Here is a 20,331-nt window from a genome sequence, read left to right on the forward strand (position 1 = left end):
ATCGTTTGTTGATGTCGAGATTCTTCGGGTCGACAGAACGTGGCTCCCGGTGCCAGCCCCCTCACTCCAGGTGCCCGCAACCGGGCGGTCTCACCCCTCCAGCCGGTACAGGTCCGCCTCCGTGTCGATGTCGAAGGGCTCGGCCACGTCCCCGCACTCCACCAGCGCGACCGCCGCCCGGTGCGCCGCCAGGTACTCCCGCGCCCCCCGGTCGCCCTCCGCGCCCGCCGCGATCCCCGCCCAGCGGTCCGCCCCGAACAGCACCGGATGCCCCCGCCTCCCGTCGTACGAGGCCGCCGCCAGCGCGTCCCGCGCGCCGTACGCCCCCCGCACCCGGGCCACCGCCGCCGCCCCGATCCCCGGCTGGTCCACCAGCGACACCAGCGCCGCGTCCACCCCGCGCGGATCCGCCGCCAGCGAGGCGAGCCCCACCCGCAGCGAGGAGCCCATCCCGCCGGCCCACTCCGGGTTCTCCACCACCACGCACCCCGGCAGCTCGGCCCGCTCCCGTACGAGCTCCGCCGAGGCGCCCAGCACCACGTGCACCACCGCGCAGCCGCCCTCGCGCAGCACCCGCACCGCGTGCTCGACCAGCGGCCGGCCCCGGTACGGCAGGAGGGCCTTCGGGCGCCCGCCGAGCCGGCGCCCGCCGCCGGCGGCGAGCAGCAGCCCGGCGACGAGCGGAGAGGAGGAAGGGGAGGGTGAGGCTGTCTTCGTCATGGGGACTGCATACCGCACGACACGGAATGACACGGTCGCATGAATGCGCGGCACGGACTCTTCCCCGCCGGGCGGCCGGGGGGTTAACTGACCCCCACTCAGGGCGCCTGACCACCGCCCGGGGCCAGGGGAGCGGACGTCTCGGAGCGGGGGACCGTGTTGCGGAGCGTGGGGCAGAGGCGAGTGGCCGGCGAGGCAGTGGACCCGAGGGTGACCGGACTGCGGTCCGCCGTGTCCCGGCTCCGGCGCGAACTGGCCGGACACCGGGTGGACCTCGCCGACCGGGAGGTCGCCGAGGACGAACTCGCCGCGCTCGACGCGATGGCGGTCAGCGGAGCCCCCGAGGTGTGGCGGCTGCGCCGCAGCCTGCTCCTGGTCGCCGGCTCGCTCGGCTCGGTGAGCGCCCTGTCCGAGGCGCTGACGGGCGTCCGCCACGCGGTCGAGCTCTTCGGCCCCGCCGTACCGCCGCAGCCGCCCGGGTCCTGAGGATCAGCGCCGGATCAGGCGCCGCTCGCGGGCCGCCGCCACCGCCGCCGTCCGCGAGTCCACGCCCAGCTTGGCGAAGACGTGCACCAGATGGGACTTCACCGTCGCCTGGCTGAGGAAGAGGACCTTGCTGATCTGCTGGTTCGACAGGCCCTCGCCGACCAGCTGGAGCACCTCCAGCTCCCGCTTGGTCAGCGCCTGCGCCGGGGTCCGCATCCGGTCCATCAGCCGGTGCGCCACCGCCGGGGCCAGCGCCGACTGCCCGGCCGCCGCCGTCCGCACCGCGGCCGCCAGCTCCTCCGGCGGCGCGTCCTTCAGCAGGTAGCCCACGGCGCCGGCCTCCACCGCCGCCAGGATGTCCGCGTCCGTGTCGTACGTCGTCAGCACCAGCACCCGCGGGCCGCCCGGTACGGCCGTGATCGCCGCCGTCGCCTCCGAACCGTGCATCCCCGCGCCGAACTGGAGGTCCATCAGGACCACGTCGACGCCCCCGGCCGCCGCCAGCTCCACCGCGCGCTCCGCCGACGCCGCCTCGCCCACCACCGTGAAGTCCGGCTCGGTGTCGAGCACCGCGCGCAGCCCGGCCCGTACCACCGGATGGTCGTCGGCGAGCAGCAGCCGGATCGCCGGGAGCGCCGTCACCGGGCACCTCCCGCGGGCAGCGGCAGGGTGACCGCGACGGCCGCGCCCTGCCCGGGCGCCGACTCGACCGCGAACGTGCCGCCCAGCGATTCGGCCCGCGAACGCATCGCCGGCAGCCCGAACCCACCGCCGTCGCCGGAGGGGCGCGTCCCCTCCGGATCGAAGCCCTTCCCGTCGTCCACCACGTCCAGCGCCACCGCGTCCTCCATGAACGACAGGGTGATCTCCGCCCGCGCCGCCCCCGCGTGCCGCACCGTGTTCCCCAGCGCCGACTGCGCGATCCGCAGCAGCGCCACCTCGTACGGCGTCGGCAGCTCCACCGGCGTCCCGCTGACCGAGAACCGCACCCGAGGCCCCGCGCCCGGCTCGCACAGCCGCTCCAGCGCCGCCGCCAGCGAGCCGTGCTCCAGGTCCGGCGGCGTCAGCGCCCGCACGAAGCGGCGCGCCTCCGCCAGGTTGTCCTGCGCCGCCCGCCGCGCCCGGTCGATGTGCCCGGCCGCCGGCGAACCCGCGGGCAGTGCCCGCTCGGCCGCCCGCAGCAGCAGCTGGATCGACGACAGCCCCTGGGCGAGCGTGTCGTGGATCTCCCGGGCCAGCCGCTCCCGCTCGGCCAGCGTCCCCGCGTGCCGCTCCGCCGCCGCCAGCTCGGCCCGGGTGGCGATCAGCTCCTCGATCAGCCGCCGCCGCCGCTCGCTCTCCCGGTACAGCGCCTGGTAGCCGAGGACGGTCGCCACGGCCACGGCGGCGCCGAGCAGCGGCCCGATGAAGACCCCCGGGTTCGGGGCGGCGCCGTGGCCCACGTACGAGAGGATCGCCGCGCCCGCCGTCAGCGCGACCGCCGGCAGCGACCAGCGGGCCGGCAGCAGGTGCAGCTGGAGGAAGTACAGCGGGAAGGCGAGCCACAGCGCCTCCGGCGTCGCCCACAGCAGGGCCAGCCAGGACAGCGCGAGCACCGCGAGCCACCCGGCGGCGGCCCGCTGCGAGGCCCGCACGGAGGGGAGCAGGGCCCCCGCCGCGTAGACCGCGCCCGTCACGGTCGCGGCGACCGCCCCCGCGGTGGAGCGGGCGCGGACCGCGGCCAGCACGAGCAGCCCCGTCATGAGGAGGTGGAGGCAGAGGCGCAGGACGCGCAGGGCGGGGGTCAGCGTGCGGGGATCCATGTCCCCACCAGCGTAGACAGGGCGCGCGGGGACCGGCTCCATCGAAAGTTTGATTGAGGAGCCATCCGTGGCGCGATGCCCGCGCGGGGGGCGGGGCGGCAGGCTCGGTCCCATGTTCGTGGCATGGAGAGACCTGAGATTCGCCAAGGGGCGGTTCGCCCTCATGGGCACGGTGATCGTGCTGATCACCCTGCTCGTGGGGCTCCTTTCCGGGCTGACGGCCGGACTCGCGCGGGAGAACGTCTCCGCGATCACCGGCCTGCCCGCCGACCGCGTCGCCTTCGCCGCCCCGCCGGCCGGGCGGTCGGTCTCGTTCACCGACTCGACGGTGACCGAGAGGCAGTGGACCGCCTGGGCGCGGCAACCCGGCGTGACCGGGGCGGCGCCGCTCGGCATCCGCACCCTCGACGCGGTCGCGGGCGACCGGACGGCCGCCGTCTCCGTCTTCGGCACGGAGCCGGGCGACGGCCTCGCGCCCGCCCCGGTCGCCCCCGGCCGGGCGGTGCTGTCCGGGTCCGCCGCCGGGGAACTCGACGCGCGCGCCGGCGACACCGTCCGGCTCGGGCCGCTGGAGGTGCGGGTCTCGGCGGTCGCCGGCGACGCCTCGTACAGCCACACGCCCGTCGTGTGGACCTCCCTCGACGACTGGCAGCGGCTCGGTCAGGGCGGCACCACGACGGAGGAGCGGGCGACGGTGCTCGCGCTGCGCGGCGACGGCGTCGACTGGGCGGCGGGCGACGCGGCCGCCGGCACCGAGGCGCGGACCGTCGACGGCGCCCTCACCGCCATAGGGTCCTACCAGGCCGAGAACGGCTCGCTCCAGCTCATGCGCGGCTTCCTCTTCGTGATCTCCGCGCTCGTCATAGGAGCGTTCTTCACCGTCTGGACCATCCAGCGCAGCGGCGACGTCGCCGTCCTCAAGGCGCTCGGCGCCTCCACGGCCTACCTGCTGCGCGACGCGCTCGGACAGGCCGTGCTGATGCTGGTCGCCGGGACGCTGCTCGGCACCGGGCTCGCGCTCGGCATCGGCGCGCTCGTCAGCGGCGGCGACGTGCCCTTCGTGCTCTCGCCGCTGACGGTGCTCGGTCCGGCCGGCGTGATCATCGTGCTCGGCGCCGTCGGCTCCGCGCTCTCCATCCGGCGGATCACCGCCGTCGACCCCCTCACCGCGCTCGGGAGCGTCCGATGAGCCTCGAACTCGATGCCGTGACCCTGACCTACCCGGACGGCGACGGGCGGCTCACCGCGCTCGACGCGGTCTCCCTCACCGTCCCGCCCGGCCGCGTGACGGCCGTCGTCGGGCCCTCCGGCTCCGGCAAGTCCAGTCTGCTCGCCGTCGCCGCGACCCTGGTCACCCCCGACCGGGGGCGGGTCGTCGTCGCCGGGACGGACACGGCGGGGCTCGACGCGGCCGGCCGGGCCGCGCTGCGGCGGTCGTCGATCGGGATCGTCTTCCAGCAGCCCAACCTGCTGCCCTCGCTGACGGCGGTCGAACAGCTCCAGGTCATGGCGCACCTGTCCGGGCGTCCGCCGGCGTCGGTACGGGACCGGGCCATGGACCTGCTCGACGCGGTGGGCCTGGCGGACCGGGCCGGGCGCCGGCCGCACCAGCTGTCCGGCGGCCAGCGGCAGCGCGTCAACATCGCGCGGGCGCTGATGAACGAGCCGGCGGTGCTGCTGGTCGACGAGCCGACGAGCGCGCTGGACCACGAGCGGGGGGAGGCGGTCGTCGCGCTCCTCGCGGAGCTCACCCGCGCGCGCGGCACGGCGACGGTGCTCGTCACCCACGACCGGGCGCACCTCGCCGCCGCCGACCGGACGGCCACGGTCAGGGACGGCCGTCTGACCGTCCCGGCCCCGGTCTGACCCCGCGGCCCCCGTGCCCGCCCGTCCCGCCCCGCGGGACGCGTGCCCGCGGGGACGGCGGGGGCGGCCCGGGGGTCACGCCTGGCCGTTGAGGGTGGTCGTCGTGAGGGCCGTGGAGAGTTCCTGGGCCACCTGCTGGAGGATGGGGACGATCTTCTCCGTGGCCGCCTCGGTGACCCGTCCGGCCGGGCCGGAGATGGAGATGGCCGCCGCGGTGGGGGAGTCGGGGACCGACACCGCGAGGCAGCGGACCCCTATCTCCTGCTCGTTGTCGTCGACGGCGTACCCCGTCTCACGGACCGCCGCGAGCGCCGCGAGGAACCCGTCCGCCGTGGTGATCGTCTTCTCCGTGGCGGCCGGCATCCCCGTACGGGAGAGCAGCGCGCGCACCTCGTCGTCCGGCGTGTGCGCGAGGAGCGCCTTGCCGACGCCGGTGGAGTGCGGCAGCACCCGGCGGCCGACCTCGGTGAACATGCGCATGGAGTGCTTGGACGGCACCTGCGCGACGTACACGATCTCGTCGCCGTCGAGGAGCGCCATGTTCGCCGTCTCGCCGGTCTCCTCGACGAGCCGGGCGAGGTAGGGGCGGGCCCAGGTGCCGAGGAGGCGGGAGGCGGACTCGCCGAGGCGGATGAGGCGGGGGCCGAGCGCGTACCGCCGGTTCGGCTGCTGGCGGACGTAGCCGCAGGCGACGAGCGTGCGCATGAGGCGGTGGATCGTGGGCAGCGGCAGTCCGCTGCTGGCGGAGAGCTCGCTCAGCCCGACCTCGCCCCCCGCGTCGGCCATCCGTTCCAGGAGGTCGAAGGCGCGCTCGAGGGACTGGACGCCACCGCTCGCGGCGGGCTTGGCGGCGTCGGTGGTGCTGGCGCTGGACGTCGGCACGTCAACGGTCCTTTCGGGGCAGGCGGGCAAGGCAGCAGCCTACCGGGCCGCCGGGCCCGGCACCGTGTGCGGGGCCCGGCGTACCGGCCGGTCAGCGGGGTGTTTGTCCGTTGTCGGCGGCTGCTCGGCGGGGGGCGGGTCCGCCCCGCCTGTGCGGAGCTACCTTCTACTCTACGAAATTCGCATTCCACTTTGTGGAAACGTCTAAGCGGGGTTCCTCGGGTGCCCCCCGCCGGAGCGGGCCCTTGACGACGTGTCGTCCCGGCCGCAGACTCCTTCAACAGTTCGTTGAAATTCTGCTTCGTGGAAGCGGAACGGGAAGGGGCATGGTGGACGTCAACCTGGTACTGCGCTCGACACGGGTCATCACCCCGGAGGGCACGCGGCCGGCGGCCATCGCGGTCGCGGGCGGGACGATCACGGCGGTGCTGCCGCACGACGCCGAGGTGCCGGCCGGGGCGGTCCTGGAGGACGTCGGCGACGACGTCGTGCTGCCGGGACTGGTCGACTCCCACGTGCACGTGAACGACCCGGGCCGGACCGAGTGGGAGGGCTTCTGGACCGCCACCCGCGCGGCCGCCGCCGGCGGCATCACGACCATCGTCGACATGCCGCTGAACTCGCTGCCGCCGACCACGACCGTGGAGAACCTGCGCACCAAGCAGGAGGTCGCCCGCGCGAAGGCGCACGTGGACGTGGGCTTCTGGGGCGGCGCGCTGCCGGACAACGTCAAGGACCTCCGCCCGCTGCACGACGCGGGCGTCCACGGCTTCAAGTGCTTCCTCTCCCCGTCGGGCGTGGAGGAGTTCCCCGAGCTGGACCAGGAGCAGCTGGCCCGCTCCCTGGCCGAGATCGCCGGCTTCGACGGGCTGATGATCGTGCACGCCGAGGACCCCCACCACCTCGCCGCCGCCCCCCAGAAGTCCTCGGTCGCGTACGCCGACTTCCTCGCCTCCCGGCCCCGGGACGCCGAGAACACCGCCATCCAGAACCTGATCGCCCAGGCCCGCCGGCTCGACGCCCGCGTCCACGTGCTCCACCTGTCCTCCTCCGACGCGCTGCCGCTGATCGCCGCCGCGAAGGCCGAGGGCGTGAAGATCACCGTCGAGTCCTGCCCGCACTTCCTCACCCTCACGGCCGAGGAGATCCCGGACGGCGCCACCGAGTTCAAGTGCTGCCCGCCGATCCGCGAGGCCGCCAACCAGGACGCCCTCTGGCAGGGCCTCGCCGACGGCGTCATCGACTGCGTCGTCTCCGACCACTCGCCGTCGACCGCCGACCTCAAGACCCCGGACTTCGCCTCCGCCTGGGGCGGGATCTCCTCCCTCCAGCTCGGCCTGCCCGCCATCTGGACCGAGGCCCGCCGCCGGGGCCACTCCCTGGAGGACGTGGTGCGCTGGATGTCCGCCGGTCCCGCCCGTCTCGCCGGCCTGGACCGCAAGGGCGCCATCGAGGCCGGCCGCGACGCCGACTTCGCCGTGGTCGACCCCGAGGCCACCTTCACCGTCGACCCGGTCGAGCTCCAGCACCGCAACCGCATCACCGCCTACGCGGGCAAGACCCTCCACGGCGTCGTCACCTCCACCTGGCTGCGCGGCGAGCGGATCAACGACCGCGGCACCCTGGCCGAGCCCTCCGGCCGCCTCCTCGAAAGGAACAACTGACCCGTGAGCACCGGCATACCCTCCTTCACCGGCGACGCCAGCCCCTTCGGCGGCGGCGACCCGTACGCCGACTACCGCACGGCCGAGTTCCCCTTCACCCGGTACGCGGACCTGGCCGACCGCCGCCTCGGCGCCGGTGTCATCGCCGCCAACGACGAGTTCTTCGCCGAGCGCGAGAACCTGCTGAAGCCCGGGGCCGCCGAGTTCGACCCCGAGCACTTCGGCCACAAGGGCAAGATCATGGACGGCTGGGAGACCCGCCGCCGGCGCGGCGTCTCGGCCGCCGAGCCGCACCCGACCGCCGAGGACCACGACTGGGCCCTGGTCCGGCTCGGCGCCCCCGGCGTGATCCGCGGCATCGTCGTCGACACCGCCCACTTCCGCGGCAACTACCCGCAGGCCGTCTCCGTCGAGGCCACGTCCGTACCCGGCTCGCCCTCGCCCGAGGACCTGCTCGCCGACGACGTGAAGTGGACGACCCTCGTCCCGCGCACCGCCGTCGGCGGCCACGCCGCCAACGGCTTCGCCGTCGACGTCGAGCAGCGCTTCACCCACCTCCGCGTCAACCAGCACCCGGACGGCGGCATCGCCCGCCTCCGCGTGTACGGCGAGGTGGCCCCCGACCCGGCCTGGCTCGGCGTCCTCGGCACCTTCGACCTCGCCGCCCTGGAGAACGGCGGCCAGGTCGAGGACGCCTCCGACCGCTTCTACTCGCCGGCCACCAACACCATCCAGCCCGGCCGCTCCCGCAAGATGGACGACGGCTGGGAGACCCGCCGCCGCCGCGACAAGGGCAACGACTGGATCCGCTACTCCCTCGCCGCCGAGTCCGCCATCCGCGCCGTCGAGATCGACACCGCCTACCTCAAGGGCAACAGCGCCGGCTGGGCCGCGCTCTCCGTGGCCGCCGAGGGCTCGGAGGACTGGACCGAGGTCCTGCCCCGGACCCGCCTCCAGCCCGACACCAACCACCGCTTCGTGCTCGACGCGCCGGCCGTCGGCTCCCGGGTGCGGATCGACATCTACCCGGACGGCGGCATCTCCCGCCTCCGCCTCTTCGGCTCCCTGACCGAGGCGGGCGCGGCCCGGCTCACCGCCCGCCACCAGGAGCTGGGCGGCTGACCGGGGCCGTACGGCTCCGGGGGCCCGGCCGGCCGACACCGGCCGGCCCCCGGCAAGAGCCCGGAGACCCCTCCGGGCCCCCGACTGGGCGGGTACGACACCCCGCCCGGCCCGCGAGGGCGCACCGACCCGACAGCACCGGTGCGCCCTCGCGAACCTCTTTCCGTCACGCGGCGTGGCCGCCGTCCACCGACAGCTCGGCACCCGTCACGTACCGCCCGTCCGGGCCCGCCAGATAGGCGACGGCCGCCGCCACCTCCTCCGGGGTGCCGAAGCGGCCCAGGGCCGTCATGGCCGCCTGGCCGGCCGCGTACGGGCCGTCCGCCGGGTTGAGGTCCGTGTCGACCGGGCCCGGGTGGACGAGGTTCGCGGTGATCCCGCGCCCGCCCAGCTCGCGCGCCAGCGCCCGGTTCAGGCCCGACAGCGCCGACTTGCTCATCGTGTACAGCGTGCCGCCGGGGCCCGGCACCCGCCGGGTCATGCAGGTGCCGATGGTGACGATCCTGCCTCCGTCCGGCAGCCGCTCCGCCGCCGCCTGGGAGGCGAGGAAGGTCGCGCGGACGTTCACCGCGAGCACCCGGTCCACATCGGCGAGGGCCAGCTCGGAGAGCGGGCCGAGGACGCCGATGCCGACGTTGTTGACCAGGACGTCGAGCCGCCCCAGGTCGTCCGCCGCCCGGTGCACCGCGCCCGCCGCGTCCCCGGCGTCGGCCGCGTCGGCGCGCAGCGGCAGGGCCCGCCGGCCGGCCGCCTCGATGAGGGCCGCGACCTCCTTCGCCGCCGCCTCGTCCCGCACGTAGGTGAAGGCCACGTCGGCGCCCTCCCGGGCGAGCCGCACGGCCGTCGCCGCGCCGATGCCGCGGCTGCCGCCCGTCACCAGTACCGCCGTCCCGTTCATCGTGGACATCGCTTCCTGCCTCCTCGGATCACACAACTGGTTGCGGATTCAAGGGAACCCGGGGCGGGAGGCCCGTGCTGGCGGCCATCGGACACCGCGTTCGCCGGGGGGACCGATGAGTTCCGCCGTCCGGCGCGGTCGACACCGGTGGAACACGATGGAAGCGAACGACGAAAGGCATCCGCCATGGCCACCCTGAGCCTCACCCAGTTCCTCACCCTCGACGGCGTCCACCAGGCCCCGGGCGGCCCCGACGAGGACCGCAGCGGCGGCTTCGAGCACGGCGGCTGGTCCGTGCCCTTCGGCGACGAGGACTTCGGCCGCCGCGTCGACGAGATCTTCGCCCGGCCCACCGCCTTCCTCCTGGGCCGCCGCACCTACGACATCTTCGCGGGCTACTGGCCGAAGCGGACCGACCCGTCCGACCCCGTCGCGAGCAAGCTCAACGCCCTGCCCAAGTACGTCGCCACCACCACCCTCGACTCCGCCGACTGGGAGCACACCACCCTGCTGCGCGGTGACGTCGTCCAGGAGGTCGCCGCCCTCAAGGAGCGCCTCGACGGCGAGATCCAGATGCACGGCAGCGCGGGACTCGCCCACACCCTCCTCGACCACGACCTCATCGACACCCTCCACCTGCACGTCTTCCCGGTCGTCCTCGGCAGCGGCCGCCGGCTCTTCGCCGAGGGGGCCCGCCCGACCGCCTTCCGGCTCACGGAGACGACCGTCACCGGCGCGGGCGTCGCCCTCCACACGTACGAGCGCGCGGGCCGCCCGGAGTACGGCAGCTACGCCTGAGCGGGTCCAGAAGATTTGTGTAGTCACCACCGGCACCGCCGGGTACGGTGATCGTTCCGCGTGCGAGCCGCCGAAGTCTCCACCCCGCCGGCAGTCTTGGAGACCCGGACCGACATGACCGCTTCGTCCGCTTCGCCGTACGCCGCACCCGCCCCCCTCGCCGCCCGCCGCCGCGCCTGGCTCACCGACCTGCCGCTGCTGCTCGTCGCCGTCTTCTGGGGCGGCAGCTACCTCGCCGCCAAGGGCATCACCACCAGCCACACCGTCGTCGCCGTCCTCGTGCTGCGCTTCGCGCTGGTGGTGCCCGTCCTGGTCGCCGCCGGGTGGCGCGGGCTGCGGGCGCTGACCGGCGCGCAGTGGCGGGGCGCCGCCCTGCTCGGCGGGATCCTCGCCGGGATCTTCCTCCTGGAGACCTACGGCGTCGTCCACACCTCCGCCACCAACGCGGGCCTCATCATCAGCCTCACCATGATCTTCACCCCGCTCGCCGAGGCCGCCGTCACCCGGACGATCCCCCGAGCCCTCGGCTCCGCTCAAGCGGGGGGGACCCCCATCTCGCGCGGCTTCCTCGGCGCCGCCGCGCTCTCCGTCACCGGTGTCGTCCTGCTGACGCAGGGCGCGGGCTTCACCGCGCCCTCCTCCGGCGACGTGCTGATCCTCCTGGCGGCGGTGGCCAGGACCGCGCACGTCCTCGCCATGGCCCGGATCAAGGCGGTCCGGTCGGCCGACTCGCTCTCCCTGACCACCGTCCAGCTCGGCACCGCCGTCCTCGTCTTCGCCGTCCTCGCCGCCGCCGGCGGCGGCGTCACCCCCTGGGCGGCGGCGCTGGAGTTCGGGCCCCGCGAGTGGGCCGGGCTGATCTTCCTCTCCGTCTTCTGCACGCTCTTCGCCTTCTTCGTGCAGATGTGGGCCGTCCGCCGCACCTCCCCGTCCCGGGTCAGCCTGCTGCTCGGTACGGAGCCGCTGTGGGCCGCCCTCGCAGGCGTCGCGCTCGCCGGCGACCGTCCGGGCGTCCTCGGCCTGGCCGGCGCGGTCCTGGTCCTCGGCGGCACGGCCTGGGGCCGCCGCGGTGCCGACGCCCAGTAGGTTGTGATCACGTCAACCCGTGCCGGCACCGCCGGCACGGGTTGACGCTCCTCGACCGCGCCCGCCGTTCCCGGGGCCGCGGCCCCGCCCCGGGCTCCGCCGGCCACGCGAGCGGCTCCGCCGCGCGCCGCGTGGCGGAGCACCCGGACGGCACGGACCGCGCCCGACCCGGGCCGTCCCCTCCCTCCCCGGCGGGCCGGGCGGCCTCCTCCGCCCGGCGGGTCAGGTCCTCTTCTCCACCCGGTCCGAGACGATCATCAGGACCAGGCCGAGGACCGCGACCACGATGTTCGCGAAGACCTCCCGCCCCTCCAGGAACCACACGTGGTCCGTCAGGAAGCGGGTCGCGCCCATGAACGAGAACCAGCCGTCCGTCAGCTCGCGGACCACGCCGCAGACCCCGAAGACGCTGAGCAGAAAGCCGCTGACCTCAAGAAATCTCCTCATGTGACGATCATGGGAGCGACCCGCGGCCCCCCGCGTCCGCCGTCGGTCCACCGCCCCGCGACCGAAGTATCGACCCGTGCGACTCAGGTCGCGGCCGGACGCCGGGGACCGGTGCGGCGGACCCCGGCTGCGTACATTGCGGATATGACCCGAACGGACCGGCAGCGGTGGCTGCTCCCCTCCCACCTGGTCGCACCGGGCGGGGCCAGGGCCGCCCGGCCCCGGCGCACCGTGCGCGACTGGGTCGTCGACACCCTGGTCTTCCTGCTCGCCGCGTTCTTCGGGCTCGTCGCCCTCGACACCAGCGCCCGCTACCACAGCGATCCCGTCAACCTCATGGACCAGATCGCCGGCGCCCTGGCCTGCTGCGCGCTCTGGCTGCGCCGCAGGTGGCCGGTGGGGCTCGCCGCGGTCCTCGCCGTCGCCGGAGCGCTCGTCCCGGTCGCCGCCGGGGCCATGCTCGCGAGCCTGTTCAGCGTCGCCGTCCGGCGTCCCTTCCGGGACGTGGCCTGGATCGTCGGGCTCGCCCTCGCCGGAGCCGTCGCCACCGTCTTCGTCCGGCCCGATCCCGAGACCGGCGCCGCCCTCGGGATCGTCCTCGGCGTCGCCCTCACCCTCCTCGTCACCGCCTGGGGCATGCTGGTCCGGGCCCGCCGCCAGCTCGTCGAGGCGCTGCGCGAGCGCGCCGAGCGGGCCGAGTCGGAGGCCGAACTGCGGGCCGCCCAGGCCCAGCGGCTGGCCCGCGAGGCCATCGCCCGCGAGATGCACGACGTCCTCGCCCACCGGCTCACCCTGCTCAGCGTCCACGCCGGCGCCCTGGAGTTCCGGCCCGACGCCCCGCCCGAGCAGATCGCCCGCGCCGCCGGCGTCATCCGCGACAGCGCCCACGACGCCCTCCAGGACCTGCGCGAGATCATCGGCGTGCTGCGCGCCCCGGAGGAGGAGAACGGCGGCGGCGACCGGCCGCAGCCCACCCTCGCCACCCTCGGCGCGCTCGTCGACGAGTCCCGCGCGGCCGGGATGCGGGTCGTCCTCGAATCCGCGGTCGACGACCCCGGCTCGGTGCCCGCCGCCACCGGCCGCACCGTCTACCGCATCGCCCAGGAGGGCCTCACCAACGCCCGCAAGCACGCCCCCGGCGCCGAGGTCACCGTCGTCCTCGGCGGCCGGCCCGGCGACGGGCTCACCGTCGAGGTCCGCAACCCCGCCCCCGGCGGGCCCGTGCCGCACGTCCCCGGCTCCGGCCAGGGCCTCATCGGGCTCTCCGAGCGGGCCGCCCTCGCCGGCGGACGCCTCGACCACGGCCCGACCCCCGGCGGCGGGTTCGCCCTCACCGCCTGGCTACCGTGGCCCGCATGACCATCCGGCTGCTCCTCGTCGACGACGACCCCCTGGTCCGCGCGGGCCTCGCCCTGATGCTCGGCGGCGCCGAGTCCATCGAGATCGTCGGCGAGGGCTCCGACGGCAGCGAGGTCCCCGACCTCGTCGCCCGGCTCGCCCCCGACGTCGTCCTCATGGACATCCGCATGCCGCACGTCGACGGACTCACCGCCACCGAGCGGCTGCGGGCCCGCCCCGGCGCCCCCGAGGTGATCGTCCTGACCACCTTCCACGCCGACGAGCAGGTGCTGCGCGCCCTGCGCGCCGGCGCCGCCGGCTTCGTCCTCAAGGACACCGCGCCCGCCGAGATCGCCCGCGCGGTCCTCCGGGTCGCGGCGGGCGACCCGGTCCTCTCCCCGGCCGTGACCCGCCAGCTCATGAGCCACGTCGCCGGGGCGCCCGGGACGCTGCCCCGGCGCAGCACCGCCGCCGAGCGCCTCGCCGGACTCGCCGACCGCGAGCGGGAGGTGGCCCTCGCCGTCGGCCGCGGCGCCTCCAACGCCGAGATCGCCGCCCAGCTGTACATGAGCGTCCCCACCGTGAAGACGTACGTCTCCCGGCTGCTCGCCAAGCTCGGCCTCAACAACCGGGTCCAGGTCGCCCTCCTGGTCCACGACGCCGGCCTCCTCGAAGACGGCCCCCAGGACCGTACCGGCGAGTAGGGTGGCGCGGGTGACCATCACCGACGCCCTGTCCACGGCGCGCGAGATCCTGCGGGCCCAGCCGTTCAGCCGCCTCCTCGGCGCCGACGTCACCGCCTTCGGCGAGGACGGCGCCACCCTGGAGCTCCCGATCGGGAAGGACCTGCTCCAGCAGAACGGCTTCGTGCACGGCGGGGTCCTCTCGTACGCCGCCGACAACGCGATCACCTTCGCCGCCGGCGCCGTCCTCGGTCCCGCCGTCCTCACCGCCGGCTACTCCATCGACTACGTCCGCCCGGCCCTCGGCGCCACCCTCCGCGCCCGCGCCGAGGTCCTCCACGCCGGCCGCCGCCAGGCCGTCGTCCGCTGCGAGCTCCTCACCGTCGGCGAGGAGGGCGACGAGACCCTCTGCGCCCTCGCCCAGGGCACCGTCCGCACGATCGGCTAGAACCCGGCGCCATCCGTCCGGACGCGGGGCCGGACGGACAGGGCCGCTGTCCGTCCCGGAGCGGATGGATCCCGCCGCTGTCCGTCCCGGAGCGGATGGATCCCGGCGCTATCCGTCCACCCGCACCGGACGGCCCTCCCGCCGGGAGCGTTCACACGCGTCCGCTACCCGCAGGGCCGCCAGGGCCTCCCGGCCGTCGCACGCGTTGGGGCCCTCGCCGCGCACCAGCCGGACGAAGGCGTCCAGCTCCGCCTCGTACGCGGGGGCGAAGCGCTCCAGGAAACCGGGCCACGGCTTGGGCGGGGGAGCGGCGGAGTGCGGCTCCAGCGAGGTGAGCGGGGTGCGCTCGTCCAGGCCCACCACCAGCTGGTCGCGGTCGCCCGCCAGCTCCATCCGCACGTCGTAGCCGGCGCCGTTGCAGCGGGTCGCGGTCGCGGTCACCAGCGTGCCGTCGTCCAGGGTGAGCAGCGCGGCGGCCGTGTCCACGTCACCGGCCTCGCGGAACATCGCCGGACCCGCGTCCGCGCCGCGCGCGTACACCTCCACCACCTCCCGGCCGGTCACCCAGCGCACGACGTCGACGTCGTGGACCATGCAGTCCCGGAAGAGGCCGCCGGAGAGCGGCAGATAGGCGGCGGGCGGCGGCTCCGGGTCCGAGGTCACCGTCCGCACGGTGTGCAGCCTCCCCAGCCGGCCCGCCCGGACGGCCTCCCGGGCCGCGCGGTAGCCGGCGTCGAAGCGCCGCATGAACCCCAGCTGGAGCTCGGTGCCCGCCTCCGCCACCGCGGCCAGCGCGGCCAGCGTGCCCGGCACGTCCAGGGCGATCGGCTTCTCGCAGAAGGCCGGCAGGCCCGCCCGCGCGGCCCGGGCGATCAGCTCCGCGTGCGCGGCCGTCGCCGAGGCGATCACCACCGCGTCCAGGCCCCGGCCGAGCAGCGCCGCCACGTCCGGCGCGGCCTCGGCGCCCACCGCCGCCGCCACCGCCCCCGCCCGCGCCGCGTCGGCGTCGGCGAGGACCAGCGAGCCGACCCCCGGATGCCGGGCGAGCACCCCCGCGTGGAAGCTCCCGATCCGGCCCGTACCGATGAGTCCGATGCGCATGGCCCCACCGTGGGCTGCCCGTCGGGGCGGTGTCAAGGTCACCACGACGTGCCCCGCCGCCGCCCCTTCGGGCCGCCTTCGATGGTCCGTACGTAGGTCCCGCCGGAGCGGGGTAGGGCCCCCTGACGAGCGGCGGGACCCGCATGACCGATACTGCAATGCACGCAGAAGGACATAAAGGAGGGCACGGCCTCGTGACCAGGTTTCGGACAGGAGGGGTACGCGCCGCGATCGGCGCCGTGCTCGCACTCGCGCTCACGGGAGCGCTCGCCGGGTGCAGCAGCACGGGCGGCAAGCGGGCGGAGGACGCCCGCAAGGCGGCCGCGGCCCAGGGCCGGGCGGCCGTGGACACCCCCCGCTGGACCTTCGCGATGGTGACCCACTCGGGCGACGGGGACACCTTCTGGGACATCGTCCAGAACGGTGCCGAACAGGCCGCCGCCAAGGACAACATCAACTTCCTCTACGCCCACAGCGACGAGGCCCAGCAGCAGGCGCAGCTGATCGACTCGTACGTCGCCAAGGGCGTCGACGGGCTCATCGTCACCCTCGCCAAGCCCGACGCCATGAAGGCCGCCGTCGAGAAGGCCGTCAGGGCCGGCATCCCGGTGGTCACCGTGAACTCCGGCGCCGACCAGTCCAAGGCCTTCGGCGCCCTCACCCACATCGGGCAGGACGAGACCGTCGCCGGCGAGGCCGTCGGCGAGGAGCTGACGAAGCGCGGACGGAAGAAGGCCCTCTGCGTCCTGCACGAGCAGGGCAACGTCGGCCACGAGCAGCGCTGCGCCGGCACGAAGGAGACCTTCGGCGGCGAACTGGTCAACCTCTACGTCGACGGCACCAACATGCCCGACGTGAAGGCGTCCATCGAGGCCAAGCTCCAGGCCGACAAGGACGTCGACGCCGTCGTCACCCTCGGCGCCCCCTTCGCCGACGCCGCCGCGCAGGCCGTGAAGAGCACCGGCAGCAAGGCCGAGGTCGACACCTTCGACCTCAACGCCAAGGTCGCCACCGCCCTCGCCGACGGCACCCTCGGCTTCGCCGTCGACCAGCAGCCCTACCTCCAGGGCTACGAGGCCGTCGACCTGCTCTGGCTCTACCGCTACAACGCCGACGTCCTCGGCGGCGGCAAGCCCGTCCTCACCGGACCGCAGATCATCACCAAGGACCAGGCCGGGGCCCTGAAGCAGTACGCGGAGCGGGGGACCCGATGAGCGCCACCGCACCCCCCGCGGGAGGCGACGGCGTCGACCACGTCGACGAACGGCTGCTGCGCACCACCCCGCTGAAGAAGCTCCTGGCCCGCCCCGAGCTGGGCTCGGTCGTCGGCGCGATCGCCGTCTTCGTCTTCTTCGCGGTCGTCGCCGACAGCTTCCTGCGCCCCTCCAGCCTCGGCACCGTCCTCTACGCGGCCTCCACCCTCGGCATCATGGCCGTCCCCGTCGCGCTGCTGATGATCGGCGGCGAGTTCGACCTCTCCGCCGGCGTCCTGGTGACCAGCTCGGCGCTGGTGTCCTCGATGTTCAGCTACCAGATGACCGCGAACGTGTGGGTCGGCGTCGGCGTCTCGCTCCTGGTCACCCTGGCCGTCGGCGCCTTCAACGGCTTCATGCTGACCCGGACGAAACTGCCCAGCTTCATCATCACGCTCGGCACCTTCCTCATGCTCACCGGCCTGAACCTGGGCCTCACCAAGCTGATCGCCGGCACCGTCTCGACCAAGTCGATCGCCGACATGGAGGGCTTCCCCTCCGCCCACTCCGTCTTCGCCTCCACCCTCACCGTCGGCGGCGTCGAGCTGAAGGTCACCATCCTGTGGTGGCTCGGCCTGGTGGCGGTGGCCACCTGGATCCTGCTCCGCACCCGCTTCGGCAACTGGATCTTCGCCGTCGGCGGCGGCGCCGACGCGGCCCGCGCGGTCGGCGTCCCGGTCCACCGGACCAAGATCGGCCTCTACACGGGCGTGGCCTTCTGCGCCTGGATCGCCGGCCAGCACCTGCTGTTCTCCTTCGACGTCGTGCAGTCCGGCGAAGGCGTCGGCAACGAACTGATCTACATCATCGCGGCCGTCATCGGCGGCTGCCTCATCACCGGCGGATACGGCTCGGCCATCGGCTCCGCCGTCGGCGCCCTCATCTTCGGCATGACCAGCAAGGGCATCGTCTACGCCGAGTGGAACCCCGACTGGTTCAAGTTCTTCCTGGGCGCGATGCTGCTGCTCGCGACCCTGCTGAACGCCTGGATCCGCAAGCGCGTGGAGGCCACCAAGTGACGACCGACACCGCCCCCCTGGTGCAGCTGGACGACGTCAGCAAGTACTACGGCAACATCCGCGCCCTCGAAGGGGTCTCCCTGGAGGTCAGGGCCGGGGAGATCACCTGCGTCCTCGGCGACAACGGCGCCGGCAAGTCCACCCTCATCAAGATCGTCGCCGGACTGCACCGGCACGACGCCGGCACCTTCCGCGTCGAGGGCGAGGAGGTCTCCCTCGCCAACCCCCGCGACGCCCTCGACCGGGGCATCGCCACCGTCTACCAGGACCTCGCCGTCGTCCCCCTGATGCCGGTCTGGCGGAACTTCTTCCTCGGCTCCGAGCCCACGAAGGGCAAGGGCCCCCTCAAGCGGCTCGACACCGAGCTGATGCGGACCACCACCCGCGAGGCGCTGCTCCGCATGGGCATCGACCTCCGGGACGTCGACCAGCCCATCGGCACCCTCTCCGGCGGCGAGCGCCAGTGCGTGGCCATCGCCCGCGCCGTCCACTTCGGCGCCAAGGTCCTCGTCCTCGACGAGCCGACCGCCGCCCTCGGCGTCAAGCAGTCCGGCGTCGTCCTCAAGTACGTCGCCGCCGCCCGCGACCAGGGCCTCGGCGTGGTCCTCATCACCCACAACCCCCACCACGCCTTCCTCGTCGGCGACCGGTTCGTGCTGCTCAAGCGCGGGGTGATGGCCGCGAGCCACACCAAGGACTCGGTGACGCTCGACGAGTTGACCCGGCAGATGGCGGGCGGCAGCGAGCTCGACGACCTCCGCCACGAGCTGGAGCGGCCCGCCGGCCCGTGACCCGCCCCGGGTTCTCCTCACGCGGACCCGGTGCCCCTCCTGGCAGAATCGACCCGATGAACACCTACCGTGACCCGGCCGCCCGGGGCGGCGTCCTGCGGACCGTCGGCACCCGCGAGCGGCGCTCCCACCTGTCGGCGCCCCGGGTGCCGACGGTGGGCATCGACATCGGCGGGACCAAGGTGATGGCGGGCGTCGTCGACGCCGACGGCACCATCCTGGAGAAGATCCGCACCGAGACCCCCGACAAGTCCAAGAGCCCCAAGGTCGTCGAGGACACCATCGTCGAACTGGTCCTGGACCTCTCCGACCGGCACGACGTGCACGCCGTCGGCATCGGCGCCGCCGGCTGGGTCGACGCCGACCGGGCCCGCGTCCTCTTCGCCCCCCACCTCGCCTGGCGCAACGAACCCCTCCGGGACGCCCTCCAGGACCGCCTCGCCGTCCCCGTCATGGTCGACAACGACGCGAACACCGCCGCCTGGGCCGAATGGCGCTTCGGCGCCGGACGCGGCGAGGACCACCTCGTCATGATCACCCTCGGTACGGGCATCGGCGGCGCCATCCTGGAGGACGGCAAGGTCAAGCGGGGCAAGTACGGCGTCGCCGGCGAGTTCGGCCACATGCAGGTCGTGCCCGGCGGCCACCGCTGCCCCTGCGGCAACCGCGGCTGCTGGGAGCAGTACAGCTCCGGCAACGCCCTGGTCCGCGAGGCCCGCGAGCTGGCCGCCGCCGACTCCCCGGTGGCGTACGGGATCATCGAGCGGGTCAAGGGGAACATCCCCGAGATCACCGGCCCGCTCATCACCGAGCTGGCCCGCGAGGGCGACGCCATGTGCGTCGAGCTCCTCCAGGACATCGGCCAGTGGCTCGGCGTCGGCATCGCCAACCTCGCCGCCGCCCTCGACCCCTCCTGCTTCGTCATCGGCGGCGGCGTCTCCGCCGCCGACGACCTGCTCATCGGCCCCGCCAGGGACGCCTTCCGCCGCCACCTCACCGGCCGCGGCTACCGCCCCGAGGCCCGGATCACCCGCGCCCAGCTCGGCCCCGAGGCCGGCATGGTCGGCGCCGCCGACCTCGCCCGGCTCGTCGCCCGCCGCTTCCGCCGCGCCAACCGGCGCCGGGTGGAGCGCTACGAGCGGTACGAGCGCTACGCGCAGGCCTTCCGCCCCGGCACCCACGGGCGCGGCTCCCGCGGCACCGAGGACCCCGCCTCATGACCCTGCGCCCCCCGCCCGCCGGCCCGCCGGCCGGACCCCCCGAGGAGCTGCTCCCCGAGCAGCGGCCGCCCGGGGGACGGCTGCCGGAGTACCGGGGCCGCATGATCCGCCGCCGCTGGCTGACGGCGGTCATCATCGTCCTGCTCGTCGGCATCCCCGCCGGCTACCTGGTGATCTCCGCGGGCCAGAGCCGGGAGAGCGGCCTCGACAAGGAGCGCGAGTCCTCCGTCGTCGGCCTCCAGGACAACTGGCCCTCGCTGATGAAGCGCCGGGTCTTCGAGGTCCCCGTCCCGGCGGGCGCATCCGGCGTCGCCTACTACGAGACCAGCAACTGGAAGACCAGCCGGCTGTACGTGCAGTTCACCACCACGGCGACCGGCCTCGACACCTTCCTCGCCGAATCGGGCACCGGCCGCTCCGCGCTCACCCCCGGTCTGATCACCGTCTCCGACCGGGACGCCGGCATCGTCGGCTGGACCTTCCCCGACGGCCTGACCTGGTCGGGCACCACGGTCGACCGCGAGGACCCCCGCCCGTCCACCGACATCACCGTCGACCTCACGGACCCGGCCTTCCCCCGCGTCTTCGCGGTCTCCACGACCAGCCCCTGACGGCCCCCGGACCGGACGGCCCGGCTCCCGGCGGCCCCGGTCCCCACGGGCCCCGCCCCCGCCGCCGGGGCCCCGGACGCCGGCGGTGACCCACAA

General features: G+C 74.7%; 22 protein-coding genes. 15 read left to right on the forward strand and 7 right to left on the reverse strand.

The genetic code is table 11. From position 1 onward, the window contains the following. Window positions 1–90 precede the first annotated feature (90 nt). The gene (locus ACF1ED_RS00280) at window positions 91–720 is read right to left on the reverse strand and encodes an NTP transferase domain-containing protein (RefSeq protein ID WP_391756117.1); all 630 of its coding nucleotides are present in this window, start codon (window positions 718–720) and stop codon (window positions 91–93) included. A gap of 156 nt (window positions 721–876) precedes the next feature. Between ACF1ED_RS00280 and ACF1ED_RS00285 the strand changes: the two genes are divergently transcribed. Next, entirely contained in the window at window positions 877–1,206 is a 330-nt protein-coding gene (locus ACF1ED_RS00285) for a DUF5955 family protein (RefSeq protein WP_391756118.1), read from the forward strand. Between the two features lie 3 nt (window positions 1,207–1,209). Here ACF1ED_RS00285 and ACF1ED_RS00290 read toward each other — a convergent pair whose 3' ends face one another. Continuing rightward, entirely contained in the window at window positions 1,210–1,848 is a 639-nt protein-coding gene (locus ACF1ED_RS00290) for a response regulator (protein WP_391756119.1), read from the reverse strand. Beyond that, window positions 1,845–3,008, reverse strand: coding sequence for a sensor histidine kinase (locus tag ACF1ED_RS00295; protein ID WP_391756120.1), 1,164 nt, complete (start codon window positions 3,006–3,008; stop codon window positions 1,845–1,847). Before ACF1ED_RS00295 ends, ACF1ED_RS00290 begins: the two co-directional genes overlap by 4 nt. A 112-nt stretch (window positions 3,009–3,120) precedes the next feature. On the opposite strand from ACF1ED_RS00295, the gene ACF1ED_RS00300 reads away from it, so the two are divergent. Further along, a complete protein-coding gene (locus ACF1ED_RS00300) occupies window positions 3,121–4,197 on the forward strand; it encodes an ABC transporter permease (protein ID WP_391756121.1) in 1,077 nt (358 codons plus the stop codon). Then, the gene (locus ACF1ED_RS00305; protein WP_391756122.1) at window positions 4,194–4,874 is read left to right on the forward strand and encodes an ABC transporter ATP-binding protein; all 681 of its coding nucleotides are present in this window, start codon (window positions 4,194–4,196) and stop codon (window positions 4,872–4,874) included. Before ACF1ED_RS00300 ends, ACF1ED_RS00305 begins: the two co-directional genes overlap by 4 nt. A gap of 75 nt (window positions 4,875–4,949) precedes the next feature. Here the strand turns inward: ACF1ED_RS00305 and ACF1ED_RS00310 are convergent, their stop codons facing one another. Continuing rightward, window positions 4,950–5,756 carry an IclR family transcriptional regulator gene (locus ACF1ED_RS00310; RefSeq protein ID WP_391756123.1) on the reverse strand — a complete coding sequence of 269 codons (807 nt, stop codon included), beginning with the start codon at window positions 5,754–5,756 and terminating at the stop codon, window positions 4,950–4,952. 326 nt (window positions 5,757–6,082) lie between these two features. Between ACF1ED_RS00310 and allB the strand changes: the two genes are divergently transcribed. After that, on the forward strand, window positions 6,083–7,420 hold the full coding sequence (gene allB / locus ACF1ED_RS00315) for an allantoinase AllB (RefSeq protein WP_391756124.1): 1,338 nt from the start codon (window positions 6,083–6,085) through the stop codon (window positions 7,418–7,420). A 3-nt stretch (window positions 7,421–7,423) separates the two neighbouring features. Further along, a complete protein-coding gene (alc, locus tag ACF1ED_RS00320; protein ID WP_391756125.1) occupies window positions 7,424–8,542 on the forward strand; it encodes an allantoicase in 1,119 nt (372 codons plus the stop codon). A 166-nt stretch (window positions 8,543–8,708) separates the two neighbouring features. On the opposite strand, the gene ACF1ED_RS00325 is transcribed toward alc, so the two are convergent. Beyond that, window positions 8,709–9,449 carry an SDR family NAD(P)-dependent oxidoreductase gene (locus ACF1ED_RS00325; RefSeq protein ID WP_391756126.1) on the reverse strand — a complete coding sequence of 247 codons (741 nt, stop codon included), beginning with the start codon at window positions 9,447–9,449 and terminating at the stop codon, window positions 8,709–8,711. Between the two features lie 177 nt (window positions 9,450–9,626). Between ACF1ED_RS00325 and ACF1ED_RS00330 the strand changes: the two genes are divergently transcribed. Continuing rightward, the gene (locus ACF1ED_RS00330; protein WP_391756127.1) at window positions 9,627–10,238 is read left to right on the forward strand and encodes a dihydrofolate reductase family protein; all 612 of its coding nucleotides are present in this window, start codon (window positions 9,627–9,629) and stop codon (window positions 10,236–10,238) included. A gap of 114 nt (window positions 10,239–10,352) precedes the next feature. Then, window positions 10,353–11,324, forward strand: coding sequence for a DMT family transporter (locus ACF1ED_RS00335; RefSeq protein ID WP_391756128.1), 972 nt, complete (start codon window positions 10,353–10,355; stop codon window positions 11,322–11,324). Between the two features lie 222 nt (window positions 11,325–11,546). On the opposite strand, the gene ACF1ED_RS00340 is transcribed toward ACF1ED_RS00335, so the two are convergent. Next, complete coding sequence (locus tag ACF1ED_RS00340; RefSeq protein WP_391756129.1) at window positions 11,547–11,771, reverse strand: hypothetical protein; 225 nt, start codon at window positions 11,769–11,771, stop codon at window positions 11,547–11,549. Window positions 11,772–11,915: 144 nt separating this feature from the next. Between ACF1ED_RS00340 and ACF1ED_RS00345 the strand changes: the two genes are divergently transcribed. The 3 genes from ACF1ED_RS00345 to ACF1ED_RS00355 are packed head-to-tail and all read left to right on the forward strand — an operon-like array spanning window position 11,916 to window position 14,240. Next, a complete protein-coding gene (locus ACF1ED_RS00345) occupies window positions 11,916–13,130 on the forward strand; it encodes a sensor histidine kinase (protein WP_391756130.1) in 1,215 nt (404 codons plus the stop codon). Further along, window positions 13,127–13,813 (forward strand): response regulator, encoded by a 687-nt coding sequence (locus ACF1ED_RS00350; protein WP_391756131.1) that lies wholly within the window; start codon window positions 13,127–13,129, stop codon window positions 13,811–13,813. Before ACF1ED_RS00345 ends, ACF1ED_RS00350 begins: the two co-directional genes overlap by 4 nt. 10 nt (window positions 13,814–13,823) lie before the next feature. Next, window positions 13,824–14,240, forward strand: a complete 417-nt coding sequence (locus ACF1ED_RS00355; protein WP_391756132.1) for a PaaI family thioesterase — start codon at window positions 13,824–13,826, stop codon at window positions 14,238–14,240. A 108-nt stretch (window positions 14,241–14,348) separates the two neighbouring features. Here ACF1ED_RS00355 and ACF1ED_RS00360 read toward each other — a convergent pair whose 3' ends face one another. Further along, window positions 14,349–15,341 carry a Gfo/Idh/MocA family oxidoreductase gene (locus tag ACF1ED_RS00360; protein WP_391756133.1) on the reverse strand — a complete coding sequence of 331 codons (993 nt, stop codon included), beginning with the start codon at window positions 15,339–15,341 and terminating at the stop codon, window positions 14,349–14,351. 194 nt (window positions 15,342–15,535) lie between these two features. Here ACF1ED_RS00360 and ACF1ED_RS00365 point away from each other — a divergent pair, with 194 nt between their 5' ends. From ACF1ED_RS00365 to ACF1ED_RS00385, 5 genes are read left to right on the forward strand one after another with little or no spacing between them, the layout of a single operon-like run. Then, window positions 15,536–16,555: a sugar ABC transporter substrate-binding protein gene (locus ACF1ED_RS00365; protein ID WP_391756134.1), complete on the forward strand. Its 1,020-nt coding sequence runs from the start codon at window positions 15,536–15,538 to the stop codon at window positions 16,553–16,555. After that, the gene (locus ACF1ED_RS00370) at window positions 16,552–17,613 is read left to right on the forward strand and encodes an ABC transporter permease (RefSeq protein ID WP_391756135.1); all 1,062 of its coding nucleotides are present in this window, start codon (window positions 16,552–16,554) and stop codon (window positions 17,611–17,613) included. The genes ACF1ED_RS00365 and ACF1ED_RS00370 overlap by 4 nt, the downstream gene beginning before the upstream one ends. After that, on the forward strand, window positions 17,610–18,404 hold the full coding sequence (locus tag ACF1ED_RS00375; protein WP_391756136.1) for an ATP-binding cassette domain-containing protein: 795 nt from the start codon (window positions 17,610–17,612) through the stop codon (window positions 18,402–18,404). The genes ACF1ED_RS00370 and ACF1ED_RS00375 overlap by 4 nt, the downstream gene beginning before the upstream one ends. 56 nt (window positions 18,405–18,460) lie before the next feature. After that, window positions 18,461–19,624, forward strand: coding sequence for an ROK family glucokinase (locus ACF1ED_RS00380; protein WP_391756137.1), 1,164 nt, complete (start codon window positions 18,461–18,463; stop codon window positions 19,622–19,624). Further along, window positions 19,621–20,235, forward strand: a complete 615-nt coding sequence (locus ACF1ED_RS00385; protein ID WP_391756138.1) for a hypothetical protein — start codon at window positions 19,621–19,623, stop codon at window positions 20,233–20,235. Before ACF1ED_RS00380 ends, ACF1ED_RS00385 begins: the two co-directional genes overlap by 4 nt. The last annotated feature ends 96 nt before the right edge of the window (window positions 20,236–20,331 follow it).

It is taken from the genome of Streptomyces sp. NPDC014656, from assembly GCF_043084305.1.
GTDB lineage: Bacteria > Actinomycetota > Actinomycetes > Streptomycetales > Streptomycetaceae > Streptomyces.

Excerpts from the sequence above, each read along its gene's own strand:
- ACF1ED_RS00280 (WP_391756117.1), bottom strand. The coding sequence starts at position 720 with ATGACGAAGACAGCCTCACCCTCCCCTTCCTCCTCTCCGCTCGTCGCC.
- ACF1ED_RS00295 (WP_391756120.1), bottom strand. The coding sequence starts at position 3,008 with ATGGATCCCCGCACGCTGACCCCCGCCCTGCGCGTCCTGCGCCTCTGC.
- ACF1ED_RS00300 (WP_391756121.1), top strand. The coding sequence starts at position 3,121 with ATGTTCGTGGCATGGAGAGACCTGAGATTCGCCAAGGGGCGGTTCGCC.
- ACF1ED_RS00305 (WP_391756122.1), top strand. The coding sequence starts at position 4,194 with ATGAGCCTCGAACTCGATGCCGTGACCCTGACCTACCCGGACGGCGAC.
- allB (WP_391756124.1), top strand. The coding sequence starts at position 6,083 with ATGGTGGACGTCAACCTGGTACTGCGCTCGACACGGGTCATCACCCCG.
- ACF1ED_RS00325 (WP_391756126.1), bottom strand. The coding sequence starts at position 9,449 with ATGTCCACGATGAACGGGACGGCGGTACTGGTGACGGGCGGCAGCCGC.
- ACF1ED_RS00330 (WP_391756127.1), top strand. The coding sequence starts at position 9,627 with ATGGCCACCCTGAGCCTCACCCAGTTCCTCACCCTCGACGGCGTCCAC.
- ACF1ED_RS00335 (WP_391756128.1), top strand. The coding sequence starts at position 10,353 with ATGACCGCTTCGTCCGCTTCGCCGTACGCCGCACCCGCCCCCCTCGCC.
- ACF1ED_RS00340 (WP_391756129.1), bottom strand. The coding sequence starts at position 11,771 with ATGAGGAGATTTCTTGAGGTCAGCGGCTTTCTGCTCAGCGTCTTCGGG.
- ACF1ED_RS00345 (WP_391756130.1), top strand. The coding sequence starts at position 11,916 with ATGACCCGAACGGACCGGCAGCGGTGGCTGCTCCCCTCCCACCTGGTC.
- ACF1ED_RS00350 (WP_391756131.1), top strand. The coding sequence starts at position 13,127 with ATGACCATCCGGCTGCTCCTCGTCGACGACGACCCCCTGGTCCGCGCG.
- ACF1ED_RS00360 (WP_391756133.1), bottom strand. The coding sequence starts at position 15,341 with ATGCGCATCGGACTCATCGGTACGGGCCGGATCGGGAGCTTCCACGCG.
- ACF1ED_RS00370 (WP_391756135.1), top strand. The coding sequence starts at position 16,552 with ATGAGCGCCACCGCACCCCCCGCGGGAGGCGACGGCGTCGACCACGTC.
- ACF1ED_RS00380 (WP_391756137.1), top strand. The coding sequence starts at position 18,461 with ATGAACACCTACCGTGACCCGGCCGCCCGGGGCGGCGTCCTGCGGACC.
- ACF1ED_RS00385 (WP_391756138.1), top strand. The coding sequence starts at position 19,621 with ATGACCCTGCGCCCCCCGCCCGCCGGCCCGCCGGCCGGACCCCCCGAG.